Consider the following 19,059-nt stretch of genomic DNA (forward strand, 5'->3'; position numbering starts at 1 on the left):
TCAGCCCTCCATCGTCTCGGTCAGGGATGCCGGCGGGCCGGCAGCGCGGGGAGTCCACGATTCGAGCGCGCCGTAAGCGATGATGCGTTCCGCTGTTGAGAAAGCCGGATTACAGCTCGTGAGGGTGATGATCGAGTCGGATGCCTCCACCGCGTCTACCTGCGGCACGGGGTTCAGTACCCCGACTCCCGACGGCTCGACGTACTCGAGGGTCCGGAAGCGGTAGGTGTACCAGCCTTCGGGGACCTCGACGATGATCGCGTCGCCCACGTGGAGTTCACCGATCGCATTGAGCGGTTTGCCGTGCGAGTTGCGGTGCCCGGCGACCGCGAAGTTGCCGAGCTCACCGGGCATCTGGGTACCGGGGTAGTGCCCGAGCCCCAGCGGGTTCAGCGTGCGCGACGTCGAGACGCCGCCCGCCAATTGAGCGGCGTAGTCCGCTCCGAAACGCGGAACCCTCAGTATTCCGAACACTTCGGCGTCGTCGGGCTCAGCCAGAAGAACCGGTACCACCGGATCGGCGGACTCCTCTGCCACCTCAGGGACACCGGCTTCCCATGACTCGCTCAACTGGGCTGCCTTACTGTCCTGCTCGGCGCGGAGAACAGCGTCGTTCAACCACAACTGCCAGACGAGAAAGAGCAGGACGAGGACGCCCCCTGTGACGAGCAGTTCGCCGATGACGCCGACGACCGTCACACGAGGAGCCGGTTTCCGTGCGTTGCCCCGTCGGCGCACCGCTGGTGCTGTGGGAGAGCTGGGGAGCATTGTTCCACCCTACCGGGGCCGTATGTGAGTTCTACACAGGGTTATCCACATGCTGGGGATAATTACACGAGTGTAATTGTCCACAGTGTTAATAACCCTGTTAATAACTCTGGTCGGGGTTTTTTCGAGGAGAGCGCGAGCGTCGCCCGCCGTATCCCGGGCGCGCCGGAACGGATCTGTGGAAACTAACGCCAGCGCGTTGTCATGAGGAACCCGATGAACGCGATCCCGAACCCGACGACGATGTTCCACGACTCGAGTGCCGCGATGGGGAATGCACCCTGACTGACGTAGAACACGATGATCCAGGCCAGGCCGAGGAGCATGAAGCCGAACATGACCGGCTTGAACCAGACCGGGTTTGGTGCCTGCTCACCGGAGCGCTGTGTGCTCGGGGAGGCCTGGGTGCTCTTCGTCTTGTCGCGTGCCATATGGCCGATTCTAGTCGGTTAGACCAGTAAAGCGCTCACGTAAGGGATCAGGCTCACACCGACGAGAACAACGCACAGCCCCGTTATGAGAAGGGCCTGTCGGCTCTTGTGTCGGAGGTGCCGTGTTTCGTAGTAGATCAGCCCCGCCAGCGCACCACCGACGAGCCCGCCGAGGTGTGCCTGCCAGGCGACATTGATTCCCGGGATGAAGCCGATCACGAGGTTGATTCCGACCAGGACGAGCAACCCGTTCATGTTGCCGCCGCGCTTTCTCTGGATGACCAGGAACGCGCCCATGAGCCCGAAGATGGCCCCGGATGCTCCGACGACCGGGACGAAATCTCCCGCGAGAAGTGACACCCCGATGGAACCGGCAAAGCCGGAGATCAGATAGAGCGCGAGGAAGCGTGCCCGGCCGAGCATCGGTTCCAGCGCCTGACCGAAGAGCCAGAGCGAATACATGTTCAGGGCGATATGGAAGATGAAGCCCTGGGAATGGACGAAGACGGTGGTCAGCATCCGCCACGGTTCGAAGTCATATCCGGGGTAGACGCCAGACGGTAGCGAGTAGACGCCCGCGTAGAGCAAGGACTGTGTGATTCCCAGCCCGGGGATCAGTTGCAGCAGGAACACGAATGCCGTCACCGCCATCAGGACATACGTGACGACTGGTCGATCACCGCTCCGGCTGAAGAAGCCGGTGCGTGCGCGAGGCGTCGCCTGTCGCTGCTGCTTCATGCATTCCGGGCAAATCACTCCGACAGCGCCAGGGGTCTGGCATTCGCCACAGATCGTGCGTCCGCATCGCTGGCAGAGAACGAAGCTCTGGCGATCAGGGTGTCGGTAGCAGAAGTTATCCCGGCGAACCGGGGGAACAGACGACTGGCTCATCGGGCGAGGTCCGTGAACGGACCGGGGACCGCCTGCTGTCTAGGCGTCGGCAACCGTGACGCTCTCGATGACGATGTCGTCGAGGGGGCGGTCACGGGCGTCGCGAGGAACTTCGGCGAGCTTGTCGACGACCTTGCGGCTCGCCTCATCCTCAACAGCGCCGAAGATGGTGTGCTTGCCCTGAAGCCAGCTCGTTCCACCCACCGTGATGAAGAACTGCGATCCGTTGGTGCCTTTGCCGGCGATCTTTCCGGCATTTGCCATTGCGAGCATGTACGGCTCGTTGAAGTTGAGGTCCGGGTTGATCTCGTCATCGAACTTGTAACCGGGGCCGCCGGTGCCATTGCCGAGCGGGTCGCCGCCCTGGATCATGAAGCCGGGGATGATGCGGTGGAAGATGACGCCGTTGTAAAGCGGGGTGTTCTTCTTGGTCTCACCGGTGCGCTCGTCGGTCCATTCGATTTCGCCGGTGGCGAGGCCGACGAAGTTCTTGACCGTCTTGGGGGCGTGGTCTCCGAACAGGTTGACCTTGATTTCGCCGTAGTTGGTGTGGAGGGTTGCGACAGCGGTGTGCTTTGACATGTTTTCAATTCTTACACAACCATTGAGCCCACTCGGGTGGCGTTCCGGCCATTCGATGGCAAGATGGAGTTCTGTCGCGTCAAAAACGAGATCAATGGAGGTCAGCGGTGAGTCTGTCACGCAAGCGCAAGAAAGAACTCAAGCGACTCAAGGGTGAGGCCAATCAGTTGTGGCACGCCCAACAGGAGATTCTTGACCACGCCAACCACGTCGCCCGCGAGGCGAGCAGGCAGTTGGGTGCATATGGCCGTGAACAGGTCGTTCCCTCCGTCGTGAGCACATACGAGAACAGGGTTCAGCCGGTCGTCGACCGGGGTTACGCGGCAACACGCGGCGTTGCCGAAGGCGCCAGGCGCGGCCTCGACAAGACGGTCTTCCCGGTTCTCGGTGGGGTAGTCGGCAGTGTCCTCTCCATCGGAGACATCGCCAAGGATCATCGGGTCCGTGCGGCCCTCGAACGCTTCCAGCCGAAGCCACCGCCGAAGAAGTCGAATGTCGGCAGCGTCATCGCTGTCGGAGTCGGCGTGCTCGCGGCAGCCGGTGTGGCATACGCCGTGTGGCAGACGTTCCGTGCCGACGACGAACTCTGGGTCGCCGACGAAGAGCCGGCGCTGCCCAACCTCTGATCCAAAGCCTCGTGAAATGGCCGGTCCTTTACGGGACCGGCCATTTTTCGTCTCCTCGGATGCCCTGTTCGTCAGCGAGCGCGTGCGCAACAATAGGCAGGGGCGCCTGAGCCCCCGACGTGAGGAGTTCCAATGCCGGTACGGGAACTGACCGAAACCGAATCACTGCATTACCTGGCTGGCGCGTCGGTCGGACGCGTCGTCGTGACCGTCGGGGACGTCACCGATATTTTCCCCGTGACGCATACGATCATCGACGGTGCCGTCTATTTCCGGACGGCTCCGGGCGAGAAGCTTGCCGGCCTGGCCGCGAATGCCGCCGTGCTCTTCGAGGCCGACGAGCTCGAGGAGTCGCGCGCCTGGAGTGTCATCGTCCGTGGGCTCGCCCGACGGCTCGAGCACGACGACGAAATCGAGCCGGTTCTCACCTCGCTTCGGAACCCGTTCGCGCGCGGTCGCAAGGACGTTGTCGTCCGCATCCTGCCGACCTCTGTCAGTGGCCGCCTCTTCGAGCCGACCGCCGAGGATGACGCTGACGACACGGTCGAACCGACCGACTGACTGCGGCGGACGCGCTAACCCTTCTGACCGGTTACAGCATTGCCAGAGCAACGTCGACGAGGCTTACCCGATTCAGATTCGGTATCTCACTCAACGGATGCCATGCAGCGCGGTCGGTCGAGCCGCCGACCTCGTAGGTGAGTTCGCCCCCTGTGATGCGGGCGCGGTAGATGATCCGCAGGCCATGCAGCGCTTCGGTCGCTCCTGGGGTCAGGCGGTTCTCCGGCTGCGCGACGAACGAGTGGATGCCGAGCAGCCCCTCCAGCTCTGCTGTGTAGCCGGTCTCCTCGAGGATTTCGCGCACCGCGGCATCCGCGGGGTCTTCTCCGGGATCTATGCCGCCTCCGGGCAACGTCCAGCCGCTGTGGCCGTACTCCCGCCAGTGGGCGAGAAGAATCGTGTCTTCGTGGAGGATGACGCCGTAGGCACCGATACGAATATCCATCGGCCCACCTTACTCATGCGGGATGGCGCGAACGTAGAAACGGCCCGTCTCAGGGGTGAGACGGGCCGTTTCGTGTGTGGAGCCTAGGGGAATCGAACCCCTGACCTCCTGCTTGCAAAGCAGGCGCTCTACCAATTGAGCTAAGGCCCCGATTAGGGAGAATTGTGTGAAAAATGTCTCCCGAGTGGGGATACCAGGACTTGAACCTGGGACCTCTTCGTTATCAGCGAAGCGCTCTAACCGCCTGAGCTATATCCCCGTTTGGGCAGCTTTGAGACTACCTGAAATTCGCCATATGTTCTAATCGAGGGGGCCAGGAGGCCCCCTCGATTAGAGACGAGATCAGTTGTTCGTGAAGCCGACGAGCAATCCGCCGGTGATCTTCACGCTGAGGTTGTAGAGAGCCGCACACAATGCTCCGAGTGCGGTCACCACGATGAGGTTGAGGATCGCGACGACGACTGCGAAGCCCATCACTCGCCCAAGGTTGAAGATCGCGGTGAGGTCCTGGCCGACACCGGCGACATCCTTGTACAGGCCGTTCACCTGATCGAAGATGTTCGTCTGTTCGAGAACCGTGTAGACGAGGAAGAACACCACGATGGTCACGATAGCGAGAGCCACCGCCACAAGGAACGACAGTTTCACAGCTGACCAGAAGTCGATGTAGACCAGCTTCAGCCGCACCTGTTTGGTCGAGGTGCGCGTGGTCGACTTCTTCGCGAGCTTCTCGGCAACGCTACTCATTCTTCTTCTTTCTTTTCGGCCTCGCTCGCAGGCGCCGCAGCTTCGTCCACAATGAGGATTTCGGCTGCTTCTGCGTCTGCGGCGACAAGATTGCGGTCACTGTTCCTGGCCAGGGCAATAATCCGGTCGTCGTCAGCGAATCGTGCGAAGACGACGCCCATGGTGTCCCTGCCCTTGGCGGGAACTTCGGCCACGGCAGACCTTACCACCTTGCCGCTGGCAAGGACCACAAGCACCTCGTCGTCTTCACTCACGATGAGGGCGCCGGCGAGGACCCCGCGGTCTTCGTTGTACTTGGCTACCTTGATGCCGAGCCCGCCACGGTTCTGCAGGCGGTACTGCTCGACGGCGGTCCGCTTCGCGAAACCGCCCTGGGTGGCGATGAACACGAACGCATCGGCTTCAGGGTCAGCGGGCAGGACCGACGCAGAGAGGAGCTCGTCCTCTTCGCGGAAGTTCATGCCGATGACGCCAGAGGTCGACCGCCCCATCGGGCGCAGCGCGTCATCGTTCGCGGTGAAGCGGATGGACATGCCGAGCCGCGAGACCAGGAAGATATCGCTGTCATCCTCGACGAGCAGCGCCCCGACGAGTTCGTCACCGTCGCGGAGGTTGATGGCGATGATGCCACCGGTGCGGTTGGTGTCGTACTCGCTCAGCGCCGTCTTCTTGACGAGTCCGTTGCGGGTGGCCAGGACGAGGTAGGTCGCCGCCTCGTAGTCGGGGATGTCGAGGATCTCGGCGATCTCCTCGTCGGGCTGCATAGCGAGAAGGTTCGCAACGTGCTGGCCCTTGGCGTCGCGGCCGGCCTCCTGCACTTCGTACGCCTTGGCACGATAGACCCGGCCTTTGTTGCTGAAGAACAGCAGCCAGTGGTGGGTCGTCGTGACGAAGAAGTGATCGACGACGTCGTCTGCGCGCAGCTGGGCGCCCTTGACGCCCTTGCCTCCCCGGTGCTGCTGACGGTAGTTGTCGCTGCGGGTACGTTTGATGTAGCCACCACGGGTGACCGAGATGACCATCTCCTCTTCGGGGATGAGGTCCTCGATCGACATATCGCCGTCGTACCCGAACATGATCTCGGTGCGGCGGTCGTCGCCGTACTTCTCCACGATTTCGGTGAGTTCGTCGCTGACGATGGTGCGCTGGCGTTCCGGGCTCGCGAGAATCGCCTTGAATTCGGTGATCTCACGTTCGATCTCGTCATGTTCGTCGATGATCTTCTGGCGCTCGAGGGCGGCCAGGCGGCGCAGCTGCATCTCGAGGATGGCGCGCGCCTGCAGTTCATCGATGTCGAGAAGGTCCATCAAACCGTCACGAGCGTCTTCGACGGTTCCCGACCGACGGATGAGCGCGATGACCTCGTCGAGCGCGTCCAGCGCCTTGAGGTAGCCGCGGAGAATGTGAGCGCGCTCCTCGGCTTTCATCAGGCGGTGCGTCGTGCGGCGCACGATCACGTCGATCTGGTGGGCCGTCCACGCGGTGATGAAGCCGTCCAGCGCGAGAGTGCGGGGGATGCCGTCAACGATCGCCAGCATGTTTGCGCCGAAGTTCTCCTGCAGCGACGTGTGCTTGTACAGGTTGTTCAGGACGACCTTGGCGACAGCGTCACGTTTGAGAACGATGACGAGACGCTGGCCTGTGCGGCCGGAGGTCTCATCGCGGATATCGGCGATGCCGGAGATCTTGCCGTCCTTAACCATGTCGGCGATCTTGACCGCCAGGTTGTCGGGGTTGACCTGGTACGGCAGCTCGGTGACGACGAGGCAGGTGCGACCCTGGATCTCTTCGACGCTGACGACCGCGCGCATCGTGATGGAACCACGGCCCGTGGTGTAAGCGTCGTGGATGCCCTTGACGCCGAGGATCTGCGCTCCGGTCGGGAAGTCCGGGCCCTTGATGCGCTGCATGAGGGCTGCGAGCAGTTCTTCACGGGATGCCTCGGGGTTTGCCAGGTGCCACAACGCACCGGCCGAGACCTCGCGGAGGTTGTGCGGCGGGATGTTCGTCGCCATGCCCACGGCGATACCGACGGAGCCGTTGACCAGGAGGTTCGGGAAGCGGGCCGGGAGCACGGCGGGCTCCTGTGTGCGACCGTCGTAGTTGTCCTGGAAGTTGACGGTGTCTTCGTCGATGTCCCGGACCATTTCCATGGCCAGCGGGGCCATCTTGGTCTCGGTGTATCGCGGTGCCGCGGCACCGTCATTGCCGGGGGAACCGAAGTTGCCCTGGCCGAGCGCCAGCGGGTAGCGCAGGCTCCACGGCTGGACGAGGCGTACGAGCGCGTCGTAGATGGCGGAGTCACCGTGGGGGTGGAACTGTCCCATGACATCACCGACGACGCGGGCGCACTTCGAGAAGGCTTTGTCGGGGCGGTAACCGCCGTCGTACATGGCGTAGATCACCCGGCGGTGCACGGGCTTCATGCCGTCGCGCACCTCGGGAAGAGCGCGGCCGACGATGACGCTCATCGCGTAATCGAGGTACGACCGCTGCATCTCGAGCTGCAGGTCGACCTGACTGATTTTTCCGTGCACGCCGGGGTCGGTGGTTTCGTCTGTGACGACGCCCTCCGGGAGGTCGGTGTCGGGAGTGGTGTCGTCGTTAGATGTCAAGGAACCGCACGTCCTTCGCGTTCTTTTGGATGAAGTTGCGGCGGGACTCGACGTCCTCGCCCATCAAGGTTGAAAAGATCTCGTCCGCAGCCGCGGCGTCGTCGAGATTGACCTGCATCAGGGTGCGGGTCTCGGGTGCCATGGTGGTCTCCCACAGCTCCTTGTAGTCCATCTCGCCGAGGCCCTTGTAACGCTGGATCCCGTTCTCCTTGGGAATCCGGCGGCCGGCGGCGGCACCGGCGGCGAGCTGGGCGTCACGTTCGGCATCGCTGTAGACGTATTCGTGTGCCGCGTTCGACCATTTGAGTTTGAACAGCGGCGGCTGGGCGAGGTACACATAACCGAAGTCGATCAGCGGACGCATGTACCGGAACAGGAGCGTCAGCAACAGCGTGGTGATGTGCTGGCCGTCGACGTCGGCATCCGCCATCAGCACGATCTTGTGGTACCGGGCCTTCTCCGGGTTGAAGTCTTCACCGATGCCGGCGCCGAACGCCGTGATCATGGCCTGGACCTCGGCGTTGCCGAGCGCACGGTCGAGGCGGGCCTTCTCCACGTTGAGGATCTTCCCGCGAAGCGGGAGGATCGCCTGGGTCTCGGGGTTCCGGCCCTGCACGGCCGAGCCGCCGGCAGAGTCACCCTCGACGATGAAGATCTCGGAGAGCGACGGGTCCTTGGACTGGCAGTCCTTGAGCTTGCCGGGCATGCCTCCACCCTCGAGGAGTCCCTTGCGGCGTGCCGTTTCGCGAGCCTTGCGGGCCGCCATACGCGCTGTCGCTGCCTGGAACGCCTTGCGGATGATCTCCTTGGCCTGGACTGGGTTTCGGCCGAACCAGTCACCGAGCTGGTCGCCGACGACCTTCTGAACGAAGGCCTTCGCTTCGGTGTTGCCGAGCTTGGTCTTGGTCTGGCCCTCGAACTGCGGTTCGGTCAGCTTGACCGAGATCACCGCGGTCAGTCCCTCACGCACGTCGTCGCCGGAGAGGTTGTCGTCCTTCTCCTTGAGCAGGCCCTTTTCTCGGGCGTACTTGTTGACGAGGGTGGTCAGGGCAGCTCGGAAACCTTCTTCGTGGGTTCCGCCCTCATGGGTGTTGATGGTGTTCGCGTAGGTGTGGACGCTCTCGGTGTACGCGGTCGTCCACTGCATGGCGACCTCGAGCGCGATCTTGCGGTTCTCGTCCTCGGTCTCGAACGAGATGATCTCATCGTTGACGAGGTCTGCCTTGCGCGCGTGGTTGAGGTATTCGACGTAGTCGACGAGGCCGCGCTCATACAGGAAGACGTTTGACTGCTGAACGAGTTCAGGCTCTTTGCCGTCGACACCGGCAGGCGCCTCGACGAGGTGGTCGGTCCGCTCGTCGTGCAGCGCGATCCGGAGTCCCTTGTTCAGGAAGGCCATCTGCTGGAACCGGATGCGGAGAGTGTCGTAGTCGAACTCGGTCGTCTCGAAAATGTCCGCGCTTGGCCAGAACGTCACCGTTGTGCCGGTCTCGTCCGAGTCTTCTCCCTGGGCGAGCGGTGCGTCCGCGACACCATCGTGGAACGTCGCGCGCCACACGGAACCCTGGCGCCGAACCTCGACATCGAGACGGGTCGAGAGGGCGTTGACGACGGAGCTGCCCACTCCGTGGAGACCACCGGAGACCGCGTATCCGCCGCCGCCGAACTTTCCGCCGGCGTGGAGGATCGTCAGAACGACCTCGACGGTCGACTTGCCCTCGATGGGGTGGATGTCGACCGGGATTCCGCGACCGTTGTCGACGACACGGACGGCACCGTCGGCGAGAATCGTGACCTCGATGTTGTCGCAGTAGCCTGCGAGGGCCTCATCAACAGCGTTGTCGACGATCTCGTAGACCAGGTGGTGCAGACCGCGCGGACCGGTGGAACCGATGTACATTCCTGGACGTTTGCGTACGGCTTCGAGACCTTCGAGAACCTGAATCTGGCTTGCGCCGTAGTCGCTGTTATCTGCGGACCTGTTCGGTTCTGATGACATATGAAATTAGGCTCCAAACCGTGTTCGTGCTCGACATGTGATTCTATCAAGAACGGGCGGGCTTCGGGGCCATATGCCTGTCTGAGGCACTTTTATCGCACTGGCGACCAGATTTGTCTGGTTAACCGTAGGTATCGCGTACGCCACGCCCCTGAACCGATCTGGGGCCGCGTTTGAAGGTTGGGACGTTGGGTCCTAGAAAACGGATGCTCTCGATCCCGGCGTCGGGGTACCTCACGGCGATGTGCGTCATGATCTCCACACGCATCAGGCGGAGCTGGGTCGCCCACGCCGTCGATTCGCACTGGACGCTGAGCACACCCTGCTCGATTCCCACCGGAGATGAGTGGTTCGCGGTCTCTTCACCGGCGAGTTCTTTCCAGTTGGAGACCAGATCGGACTGCGCGAGCGGTGAGTCCCAGCCGAGCTGGCTGGTCAGGGCGCCGAGCACGTCGCCGACACCCTTCGGGTCGCGGCCGTGCCCGAACGGCACGCTCTCAGCAGGATCGATCTTCCGGTTCCGCTTGGAGCGGGCATAGTGCTTCTGTCCGCCGAACAGTTCCTTGAACCGCACGTACACGCGGGCGGATTCGGAGGATTCGCCACCGTGGATCGGCTCAGCCATGAGAGATCTCCTCGGCCGCTTCGAGGATGCGGCCGGCCGAGATATGCACCGTGTGTGCGGTGAGTCCCTCGGGTACATCCCCCAGAACAGCCGCGGTGATGAGGACCTGTTCGAATCCGACGACCGCGGCAGCCAGGCGTGCGCGCCGGTTCAGGTCGAGCTCGGCGAAGACGTCGTCGAGGATGAGCACCGGGTCACCTGAGGTGGAGTCGCGGCGCAGCAACTCGGCGGATGCCAGTTTGAGCGCCAGCGCGAACGACCACGTCTCACCGTGGCTGGCATACCCCTTCACCGGCAGGGAGTTCAGTTCGAAGAGGATGTCGTCGCGGTGTGGCCCGACGAGAGTGAGTCCGCGATCGAGTTCGCTCCGGCGCTGCAGGGCGAGCGCTGAGCGGAACCGATCAGCGGTTGCGGCGTTTTTCGGTGCGATCGCGGGGATGACCGTTGCCGGGGCATCCACATCGGGATCGACGCCGTCGATGCTGAGCAAGGGGAAGAGGGCGGGTCCGTGGTCGTCCCCGACGACGGAGGCGTAGGCATCCCGGATCGGTTGCTCGAGCGAACGGATGAGAGCCACCCGCTCGTCGATGATCTCGGAACCGAGTGACACGAGCTTGTCGTCCCAGATCTCAAGGGTGGTGAGCTGAGTGGGTTTGAGTCCGGAGACTCGCGCCGACTTCAGAAGGGAGTTGCGCTGTTTGAGGGTGCGCTCGTAGTCGGTGAGCACGCCCGCCAGTCGCGGGGTGTGCAGAACGAGCAGCTGGTCGAGGAACCGGCGGCGGCCGGACGGGTCACCGCGAATGATTCCGAGATCCTCCGGCGCGAAGAGCACGCTGGAGAAGTAGCGGGGCAGCTCACGGGGCTTGATCTGTCCCCGGTTGATCTGCGCCCGGTTGGCGCCGGTGCGGTTGATCTGGACTTCGGCGAGCAGGTCGCGACCGTTGTGCTGCAGCCTCGCCCGGATGATCGCGGCATCCTCTCCGGCACGGATCAGCGCGGAGTCGGTCGAGACACGGTGGGATCCGAGTGTCGACAGGTACCCGAGGGCTTCGACCAGATTTGTTTTGCCCTGGCCGTTCCGGCCCACGAAGAGGTTGGGTCCCGGTGCCATCGCCACGTCAGCGACCGCATAGTTGCGGTAATTGCTGAGGTTGAGGTGGGTGACGATCACCGCGTAAGCCTACCGATGGCGGCTGACAGCCGGCTTCAGTCGTCGGACTTCTTGACCGCGTGGCCGCCGAACTGGTTCCGGAGGGCAGCGACCGCCTTCATCGCCGGTGAGTCGTCCTGGCGCGAGACGAAGCGGGCGAAGATGGATGCCGAAATCGTCGGGACCGGCACGGCGTTCGCAACAGCTTCTTCGATCGTCCAGCGACCCTCGCCTGAATCCTCGACGTACCCCTCGATCTCGGAGAGGTCGTCGTCTTCGTCGAGCGCGCGAACGAGCAGTTCGAGCAGCCAGGATCGCACGACGGTTCCGCGCTGCCAGGCTTTGAAGGTGCCGGGCACGTCGCGAATGATGTCTTCGCGCTTCTCGAGCAGCTCGAAACCTTCGGCGTAGGCCTGCATGAGGGCGTATTCGATGCCGTTGTGGACCATCTTCGCGTAGTGGCCGGCGCCCACTTCACCGACGTGGACGAATCCTTCTTCGCGGGGACCCTCCGGCCGAAGCGCGTCGAACACCGGCATGACCCGCTCGACCTGTGCCTTCGAGCCGCCGACCATCAGGCCGTACCCGTTCTCCAGTCCCCAGACTCCGCCTGAGACCCCGGCGTCGATGTAGTCGATCCCCTTGGCGGAGAGCAGTTCGGCGTGCTTGAAGTCCTCGGTGAAACGGCTGTTGCCGCCCTCGATGATGAGGTCACCGGCCTCGAGCCGTTCGTTGAGGTCGGCGATGACACCATCGGTGATCTGACCGGCCGGCACCATGACCCAGATCGTGCGCGGCGAGGGGAGCGCCGCGACCAGGTCGTCCAGCGTTGCGACGTCCGTGACATCCGGATTGCGATCGAAACCAGTGACTTCGATGCCCGCGTTACGGAGCCGGGTGCGCATGTTGCCACCCATTTTGCCAAGTCCGATGAGACCGATGTGCATGGTGAAGTCCTTCGAGCTTGATGGAGGCGGGTCAGCGCAGGAGGAGGTTCGGCTGCAGCAGGTACTTGAAGCTGTCGGCGCCCGGCTGGTCCTTCGAGGACTGGCTGGTGATGAGCATCGGGCCGGGCTTGTTCGTGTTCTCACTCTTCGTGAATGAGAACCGCACGTACTCGCTGCGCACGGCGGTGAGCCCGTCGATCAGGAACTGCGGCTTGAGGCTGAGCACGATGTCGTCGCCGGTGAGCAGCGCATCGATCGCTTCGGATGCCTGCGCCTGCTCGGATCCGACGGCTTCCATCGTGAGTCCGTCGATGGTGAACGTGAAGCGGAGAGCGGCCTCCCGCTCGAGGACGAGCGAGACGCGGCGGACTGATTCGATGAGTTCGGCGGTGTTGATGACCGCATAGTTCTCGCTCGAGTCGGGGAAAAGCCGGCGGACGGGTGGGAAAGACCCTTTGATCAGCAGCGACGTCACAGTCTTCTTGTCGGCGGTGAAGGCGATGAGTTCGCGGTCATCCTTGCTCGTGAAGGCGACGGAGATGGTCGACGAATGGCCGAACGTCTTTCCGACTTCCTGGAGTGTGCGGGCAGGAACGAGCGCCACCAGGTGGTCAGGCGCGGTGTTCTCGCCGTTGTCCCAGTCGATTTCACGCACGGCGACGCGGTACCGGTCGGTGGCGACGAGGCTGAGGCGATTGTCGGTGACTTCGAGCTGGACACCCGTGATGACCGGCGTGACGTCGTCACGTGAGGCTGCGACAGCGACCTGGGCCACTGCTGCTGCGAAGTCTTCTCCGGGAACCAGTCCGGTTTCGCCCGAGATCTGCGGGATGCTGGGATATTCCTCTACCGGCATTGACAGCAGGGTGAAGTTTGCTGAGCCACAGGAGACGACGATGCGGTTCTCGTTGGTGGTGAACTGCACCGGAGCGTTCGGCAGCCGGCTGGCGATGTCAGCGAGCAGACGCCCCGACACGAGGATCGTTCCCGGCTCGTCGACCTGGGCGCTGATCTCGGTCTGTGCCGAGACCTCGTAGTCGAAACTCGACAGGGTCAGCCCGGTTTCGGTGGCTTCGATGAGCACACCGCTGAGGATCGGAAGGGTGGTTCTTTGGGGCAACAGCTTCACCGCGAATGAGACTGCTTCACTGAAGACATCGCGATTGACGCTAAACCGCACGGTGGATCCCCTGTCGTTTCAAGGTACGAGTGGTTCCCCATGTTAGTCGGGTCGGAGAAGCACTGTCATTCACGTCCCGGTGCAAGGCCCGTGGCTGAAGGCGGGGGCCGGAAAAGGTTATTGGCCTGAGAGAAAGTTTAAGAATGGTTAATGGTCTTAACCGCTGTGGAAACTGTGGATAACTTCCGACACGCTAACGATTTCATGGGAACTACAACGGTGTGACTTGTTGGCCGCGTGTGCAATCGCTGTCTGCGGGATCCCATGCGATTACTGGCATCCGAGGGGGTTGTTCACATTCCCCAGAGATCCGTTCACAGAATCGCCCGAGTTTTCAGGAGAGTTTCCACAGGGTTATCCACATTGTGTACGACGCCTCAGTTTCCACAACGTTAACCGTCTGTGAGCACCGCTTTAACGCGGGAAACGGTGCCCCTGTTTGATCCGGCTGGTCAATTCGGTGACCTGGTTATAAATCGATCGACGTTCCTGCATGAGGTCGGAAATCTTCTTATTCGCGTACATCACAGTCGTGTGATCACGGTTTCCGAAGAGCTGCCCGATCTTTGGAAGCGACAGATTCGTCAGTTCGCGACAGAGGTACATGGCGATCTGCCTCGACGTGGCGATGGCCTGGGAGCGGCTGGAGCCGTAGAGGTCGTCGACGCTGAGTTTGAAGTACGCAGCGACGATGTTGATGATGTCGACGGGGGAGATGACGTTGTCGTCGTCAAGGGTGATGAGGTCCTTCAGCACGGTCTGCACAAGGTTCATGTCGACGGGAGTCCGGTTGAGGCTCGCGAACGCGGTCACGCGGATGAGAGTTCCCTCGAGCTCGCGGATATTGCTCGAGACCTTCGAAGCGATGAATTCGAGCACCTCGTCGGGGATCTGCAGCTTCTCGCTCTGTGCCTTCTTGCGGAGGATGGCGATCCGGGTCTCCAGGTCAGGAACCTGGACATCCGTGATGAGACCCCACTCGAATCGCGAGCGCATCCGGTCTTCGAAACCGGTGAGCGCCTTCGGCGGCAGGTCACTGGTGATCGCGACCTGTTTGTTGTGGTCGTGGAGGGTGTTGAAGGTGTGGAAGAACGCTTCCTGCGTCTCCGCCTTGCCCTGGAGGAACTGGATGTCGTCGATCAGGAGGATGTCGATATCGCGGTAGCGCGCCTGAAAGACGGAACCACGGTTGTTCGCGATCGAGTTGATGAAGTCGTTGGTGAATTCCTCGCTCGAGACGTATCGAACCCGAATGCCGGGGTACAGGCTCATCGCATAGTGACCGATGGCGTGGAGGAGGTGCGTTTTCCCGAGCCCGGAGTCTCCGTAGATGAACAGCGGGTTGTACGCCTTCGCCGGCGCTTCGGCGACGGCGACGGCGGCTGCATGCGAGAACCGGTTCGACTGGCCGATGACAAAGTTGTCGAACGAGTACTTCGAGTTGAGTCGCGTGTCGTTCTGCCGGGCGGGAAGCGCGGTGTCAGCCATCGAGAGGTGCGAGGTCGGATTGTTGACGTAGCTCGGCTGTGGCTGGTGCATCGGGGCCTGCGGCAGAGGTTCGTATTCCTCGTCGATGATCTCGGGGTTCACGACGACGGCGAAGGTGGATGCCCCGTGGGATTCCTGCAGGGTGCCGATCGCCTTGAGCAGTGGCGCACGCATGCGCATGTTGAGCTGCCCGGCGGTGAACTCGTTCGGCACTTCGAGGTAGAAGGTGCCCGCCATGATGCCCTTGGGCACCACCAGATTGAGAAAGCCATGCAGGGGAGGTGTGATGCGCTCGTCGGTTGCGAGCTCATCGAGCACGGTCTGCCACGTTTGCGTGATTGACTCTTGCTCGTTTGCCATATTTCCCCAAAAAGTTATTCACAAAGTTATCCACGGATGCTCTCACACCCCCGGATCTATTGGGAACCGGATGGTGAGGGCTGGGGATAACCGATCCCTCACGCTAGCTAATCGGACGGTTCGCCCCAAATTTACCGCAGAAAATCGCCAGCGTGTCAGTGCTGGCGAAGCTGAGAAACCTGTGGATAATCAATCGTTTGCCTGGGTCCAGTTTGACCAGCGGAGTCACAGGCCGTAGGTTTAGTAGGTTGACTTGTGCCCTCGGGCGCCAATCTTTCCTCTGCCATGCGACTCGCCGCAGTGGAGATCCAAACGTGGAGTAACTGATTATGAGCAAGAGAACGTTCCAGCCGAACAACCGTCGTCGCGCCAAGGTGCACGGTTTCCGTTTGCGCATGCGCACCCGCGCCGGCCGTGCCATCCTCGGTGCACGCCGTCGCAAGGGCCGCACCGAACTCTCCGCGTAGCACCCTGGCCCCGGCACCCCGTCGTCATCGTGCTCGCTAAAGCGCAACGCATCACGAGCGCTGATGACTACAAGCGGGTCGTTCGCCGTGGCCGTCGGATGTCTGGCGCGAACAGCGTGACCTACCAATTGATGAACCCGAACGGCGGAACACCGCGGTTCGGGTTCATTGTTGCAAAAACCGTCGGAAACGCGGTTGTCCGCAACCGGGTTCGTCGTCGCCTCAAGGCCGCGGCATTCGCGATGGCTCCGGCGCTGCCGGCAGGCGCAGAGACCGTGTTTCGTGCCCTTCCCTCGTCGGCGAACGCGGACTTCACCGAGTTGTCGGCAGAAGTCGAGCGTTCTGCATCGCGATTGGCTGCGAAATCGTGACCGGCGTCGCCGCGGACCGTGGTGAAGGGATCGACGCAATGCGGAGCATCCTGTTGCTGCCTCGCAACGCCGCCGTGGCTGCACTGATCGCGTATCGCACAGCCATCTCACCGCTTTATGGGGAGGTGTGCCGGTACTATCCCTCTTGTTCGGCCTATGCGATGCATGCCATCGCACAGCACGGAGCAGTGATCGGCTCGGGGCTCGCGCTCCGCCGGATCGCCCGCTGTCACCCGTGGGCTGCCGGCGGCGTCGATGATGCGCCACTCAAAAAGAACTTCCGATATACCGTGACCCCACGCGGGTTCGTTGTAACAGCTAGCCACCGAAAGGGCTAAATCCCACATGGATCTCTTGTCGATCATCCTCTGGCCGCTGAAGTGGGTCGTCGAGCTCATCCTTGTCGGCTGGCACTCGCTGTTCAGCGCCATGGGTCTCGCCCCTGAGGCAGGACTCACCTGGGTCCTCTCGATCGTCGGCCTGGTGCTGGTGGTCCGTGCGTTGTTGATCCCGCTCTTTGTGAAGCAGATCAAGAATCAGCGTCGGATGATGGAAGTCGCCCCGCACCTGAAGAAGATCCAGGACAAGTACAAGGGCAAGAAAGACCAGTTCAGTCGCGAGGCCATGAGCCGCGAGACGATGGAGCTCTACAAGAAGACCGGAACCAACCCGCTCGGATCGTGCCTGCCGCTTCTGGTGCAGATGCCGATCTTCTTCGCCCTGTTCTCGGTGCTCAACGATTCGCAGACCGGCAAGTCCGGTGTTGGGCCGCTGAACGAGGAGCTCTCGGAGCAGTTCGGAACGTCATCGCTGTTCGGTTTCGCTCCCCTGCACATGAGCTTCTCCTCGGCCATGAACGCTCCCGGTGGACCCGAAGTCGGCGTGATGATCGTCGCGGCCATCATGGTCATCCTGATGACGGCATCCCAGTTCATCACCCAGCTGCAGATCGTCTCGAAGAATATCTCGGATGAGACCAAGGCCAGCCCGATGTTCAAGCAGCAGCGCATTCTCCTCTACATCCTGCCGTTCGTCTTCCTGTTCTCGGGCTTCGCTTTCCCGCTCGGCGTGATGTTCTACTGGCTCGTGTCCAACATCTGGACCATGGTTCAGCAGTTCATCATCATCCGGAACATGCCGATGCCCGGAACCGAGGCCGCCAAGGAGCGCGAGGAGCGCCTGGCCCGCAAGGGCAAGCTGAAGCCGGCCGACTCCGCCGGTGACACCCTTGTCATCGAGGAAAAGAAGCCGGCTCAGCGCCAGCAGCCGGTGGGCAAGAACCGCGCCAAGAAGGCTGCCCCGAAGAACCCTGCCGGCGCTACGCCGAAGAACCCGGCCGCGACAGGCCCGAAGAACCCGGCCACCACCGGTCCGAAGACCCCGCCGGCGCCAGGTGCGAAGAACCCGGCTGCTGCTCCGAAGAACACCGCGGCAGCGAAGACTCCCTCCACGCCACAGGCACCCACGACCAAGCCCCAACCCGAGGCCGGATCGGCTCCCCAGAACAATGGAAAGTAGCGCCATGTCAGACGTGATCGATAACCAGGCAGACGTTGAGATCGTTCGCAACGACTCCCCCACCGTTACGCAGCTTGAAGAAGAAGGCGACGTCGCAGCGGATTACATCGAGGAATTTCTCGACATCTGCGATCTCGACGGTGACATCGACATCGACGTTCGCAACGGCCGCGCTTATGTAGCTGTGACTGCCAGCGAAGGCAGCAACATCGGCGTGCTGTCGAAGCCGGATGTCGTCAGTGCGCTCCAGGAGCTCACCCGCCTCGCCGTTCAGAGCAAGACCGGCGCGTTCTCTCGCCTCATCCTCGATATCGGTGGCTCACGTGACGCCCGCCAGGCTGAGCTGGCTGTGCTCGTCGACAGCGCGATCGCGCAACTCGACGCTGGTGCGGCATCCGCTGCGCTCCCGGCAATGTCGAGCTACGAGCGCAAGCTCGTGCACGATGTGGTCTCTGACCGGGGATTTGTCTCAACCTCCCACGGTGAGGGCCGCGACCGGCACACGGTAATAACGCGGGCCTGATCGGCGGGGTTTCACGTGAAACGGTGCCGCCCCGCCCCCGCTGGTGGAGCCGGTCGACCGCGCTGATCGAGCTTGTCGCCCTCGTTGATCGAGCTTGTCGAGATCCGTCCCGCGACGCCCGGGACGAGCCTGAGGGCCTTCGCTCCTCGTTGATCGAGCTTGCCGAGATCCTCTCCGTGCGCGACTGGGAGGCCGCTGATCGAGCCGGTCGGGATCCCCTTCTCGGTGACGAACAGTCACGCTGATCGAGCTGATCGACATCCGTTCCCTGGGATCGGTGGAACGCAGGTCCGGCACCTCGCTGATCGAGCTTGTCGAGATCCTTTCCATGCGCAACGGAGAGGCCGATGATCGAGCCTGTCGAGATCCCTTTCTTGGTGACGAACAGTCACGCTGATCGAGCCGGTCCGGATCGATCCTTGGGTGCTGGATCAACCTCGCTGATCGAGCTCGTCGAGATCCGTTGCGTAGGTGACCTACAAATCGGTTGGTCGAGCGTGTCAGGAGCCGATACCCCTTAGTGGCCGCCCTCAGATCCGCTGATCGAGCCTGTCGAGATCCGTCCCGTCGACCGTCGACCCCGCCCCGATAATCGAGCGGTCAGTGGTTCGAACCCCTCCGTCGATCGAGTTCGTCGAGATCTGTTCCGCGACGCCCGGGACGAGCGTGGCGGCCTTCGCTTCTCGTTGATCGAGCTTGTCGAGATCCGTCCCCTCGCCGAGCCATCGAGCGTCCCAGGGCCGAGCCCCATCTCGGCGTCCTCCC

General features: G+C 62.4%; 19 protein-coding genes, 2 tRNA genes and 1 pseudogene. 7 read left to right on the forward strand and 15 right to left on the reverse strand.

Annotated elements, in window-relative coordinates; all coding sequences use genetic code 11:
* The 4 genes from ABIE24_RS05705 to ABIE24_RS05720 form a co-directional block, all read right to left on the reverse strand.
* A complete protein-coding gene (locus ABIE24_RS05705; RefSeq protein WP_354497643.1) occupies positions 1-699 on the reverse strand; it encodes a class E sortase in 699 nt (232 codons plus the stop codon).
* Positions 700-953: 254 nt separating this feature from the next.
* Positions 954-1,199 (reverse strand): cell division protein CrgA, encoded by a 246-nt coding sequence (locus ABIE24_RS05710; RefSeq protein WP_354497644.1) that lies wholly within the window; start codon positions 1,197-1,199, stop codon positions 954-956.
* Between the two features lie 18 nt (positions 1,200-1,217).
* Positions 1,218-1,937: a rhomboid family intramembrane serine protease gene (locus ABIE24_RS05715; RefSeq protein WP_354497646.1), complete on the reverse strand. Its 720-nt coding sequence runs from the start codon at positions 1,935-1,937 to the stop codon at positions 1,218-1,220.
* Positions 1,938-2,129: 192 nt separating this feature from the next.
* The gene (locus ABIE24_RS05720; RefSeq protein WP_354497648.1) at positions 2,130-2,672 is read right to left on the reverse strand and encodes a peptidylprolyl isomerase; all 543 of its coding nucleotides are present in this window, start codon (positions 2,670-2,672) and stop codon (positions 2,130-2,132) included.
* Positions 2,673-2,779: 107 nt separating this feature from the next.
* Between ABIE24_RS05720 and ABIE24_RS05725 the strand changes: the two genes are divergently transcribed.
* Positions 2,780-3,298, forward strand: a complete 519-nt coding sequence (locus ABIE24_RS05725; RefSeq protein ID WP_354497650.1) for a DNA helicase — start codon at positions 2,780-2,782, stop codon at positions 3,296-3,298.
* A gap of 132 nt (positions 3,299-3,430) precedes the next feature.
* Positions 3,431-3,859, forward strand: coding sequence for a pyridoxamine 5'-phosphate oxidase family protein (locus tag ABIE24_RS05730; RefSeq protein WP_354497652.1), 429 nt, complete (start codon positions 3,431-3,433; stop codon positions 3,857-3,859).
* Between the two features lie 31 nt (positions 3,860-3,890).
* On the opposite strand, the gene ABIE24_RS05735 is transcribed toward ABIE24_RS05730, so the two are convergent.
* The 11 genes from ABIE24_RS05735 to dnaA all read right to left on the reverse strand — a co-directional run bounded on the left by ABIE24_RS05735 (position 3,891) and on the right by dnaA (position 15,415).
* Positions 3,891-4,304 carry an NUDIX hydrolase gene (locus ABIE24_RS05735; RefSeq protein ID WP_354497654.1) on the reverse strand — a complete coding sequence of 138 codons (414 nt, stop codon included), beginning with the start codon at positions 4,302-4,304 and terminating at the stop codon, positions 3,891-3,893.
* Positions 4,305-4,381: 77 nt separating this feature from the next.
* Positions 4,382-4,454 (reverse strand) — tRNA-Ala (locus tag ABIE24_RS05740).
* Between the two features lie 35 nt (positions 4,455-4,489).
* A tRNA-Ile gene (locus ABIE24_RS05745) sits at positions 4,490-4,563 on the reverse strand.
* A gap of 83 nt (positions 4,564-4,646) precedes the next feature.
* Positions 4,647-5,051, reverse strand: coding sequence for a DUF3566 domain-containing protein (locus tag ABIE24_RS05750; RefSeq protein ID WP_354497656.1), 405 nt, complete (start codon positions 5,049-5,051; stop codon positions 4,647-4,649).
* Positions 5,048-7,588, reverse strand: a complete 2,541-nt coding sequence (gene gyrA, locus ABIE24_RS05755; protein WP_354498116.1) for a DNA gyrase subunit A — start codon at positions 7,586-7,588, stop codon at positions 5,048-5,050. The genes ABIE24_RS05750 and gyrA overlap by 4 nt, the downstream gene beginning before the upstream one ends.
* 67 nt (positions 7,589-7,655) lie before the next feature.
* The gene (gene gyrB / locus ABIE24_RS05760) at positions 7,656-9,665 is read right to left on the reverse strand and encodes a DNA topoisomerase (ATP-hydrolyzing) subunit B (RefSeq protein ID WP_354497658.1); all 2,010 of its coding nucleotides are present in this window, start codon (positions 9,663-9,665) and stop codon (positions 7,656-7,658) included.
* 121 nt (positions 9,666-9,786) lie between these two features.
* Positions 9,787-10,290 (reverse strand): DciA family protein, encoded by a 504-nt coding sequence (locus ABIE24_RS05765; RefSeq protein ID WP_354497660.1) that lies wholly within the window; start codon positions 10,288-10,290, stop codon positions 9,787-9,789.
* Positions 10,283-11,461, reverse strand: coding sequence for a DNA replication/repair protein RecF (gene recF / locus ABIE24_RS05770; RefSeq protein WP_354497662.1), 1,179 nt, complete (start codon positions 11,459-11,461; stop codon positions 10,283-10,285). Before recF ends, ABIE24_RS05765 begins: the two co-directional genes overlap by 8 nt.
* A 35-nt stretch (positions 11,462-11,496) precedes the next feature.
* Positions 11,497-12,387, reverse strand: a complete 891-nt coding sequence (gene gnd, locus ABIE24_RS05775; protein WP_354497663.1) for a phosphogluconate dehydrogenase (NAD(+)-dependent, decarboxylating) — start codon at positions 12,385-12,387, stop codon at positions 11,497-11,499.
* 31 nt (positions 12,388-12,418) lie between these two features.
* Positions 12,419-13,567, reverse strand: coding sequence for a DNA polymerase III subunit beta (gene dnaN, locus ABIE24_RS05780; RefSeq protein ID WP_354497665.1), 1,149 nt, complete (start codon positions 13,565-13,567; stop codon positions 12,419-12,421).
* 414 nt (positions 13,568-13,981) lie between these two features.
* Entirely contained in the window at positions 13,982-15,415 is a 1,434-nt protein-coding gene (gene dnaA, locus ABIE24_RS05785; RefSeq protein ID WP_354497667.1) for a chromosomal replication initiator protein DnaA, read from the reverse strand.
* A 329-nt stretch (positions 15,416-15,744) separates the two neighbouring features.
* Here dnaA and rpmH point away from each other — a divergent pair, with 329 nt between their 5' ends.
* From rpmH to ABIE24_RS05810, 5 genes and pseudogenes are all read left to right on the forward strand, one after another.
* Positions 15,745-15,882, forward strand: coding sequence for a 50S ribosomal protein L34 (gene rpmH / locus ABIE24_RS05790; RefSeq protein ID WP_010204566.1), 138 nt, complete (start codon positions 15,745-15,747; stop codon positions 15,880-15,882).
* A 29-nt stretch (positions 15,883-15,911) separates the two neighbouring features.
* On the forward strand, positions 15,912-16,253 hold the full coding sequence (gene rnpA / locus ABIE24_RS05795; protein WP_354497669.1) for a ribonuclease P protein component: 342 nt from the start codon (positions 15,912-15,914) through the stop codon (positions 16,251-16,253).
* Positions 16,254-16,291: 38 nt separating this feature from the next.
* Entirely contained in the window at positions 16,292-16,591 is a 300-nt protein-coding gene (gene yidD / locus ABIE24_RS05800) for a membrane protein insertion efficiency factor YidD (protein ID WP_354498117.1), read from the forward strand.
* Positions 16,592-16,598: 7 nt separating this feature from the next.
* Positions 16,599-17,552 (forward strand): annotated as a pseudogene (gene yidC, locus ABIE24_RS05805) (membrane protein insertase YidC); the annotation flags it as partial.
* A 223-nt stretch (positions 17,553-17,775) separates the two neighbouring features.
* Positions 17,776-18,294: a Jag family protein gene (locus ABIE24_RS05810; protein ID WP_354497671.1), complete on the forward strand. Its 519-nt coding sequence runs from the start codon at positions 17,776-17,778 to the stop codon at positions 18,292-18,294.
* Positions 18,295-19,059: the final 765 nt, after the last annotated feature.

The sequence above is a fragment of the Mycetocola sp. 2940 genome, assembly GCF_040548835.1.
Classification (GTDB): Bacteria; Actinomycetota; Actinomycetes; order Actinomycetales; family Microbacteriaceae; genus Mycetocola_A.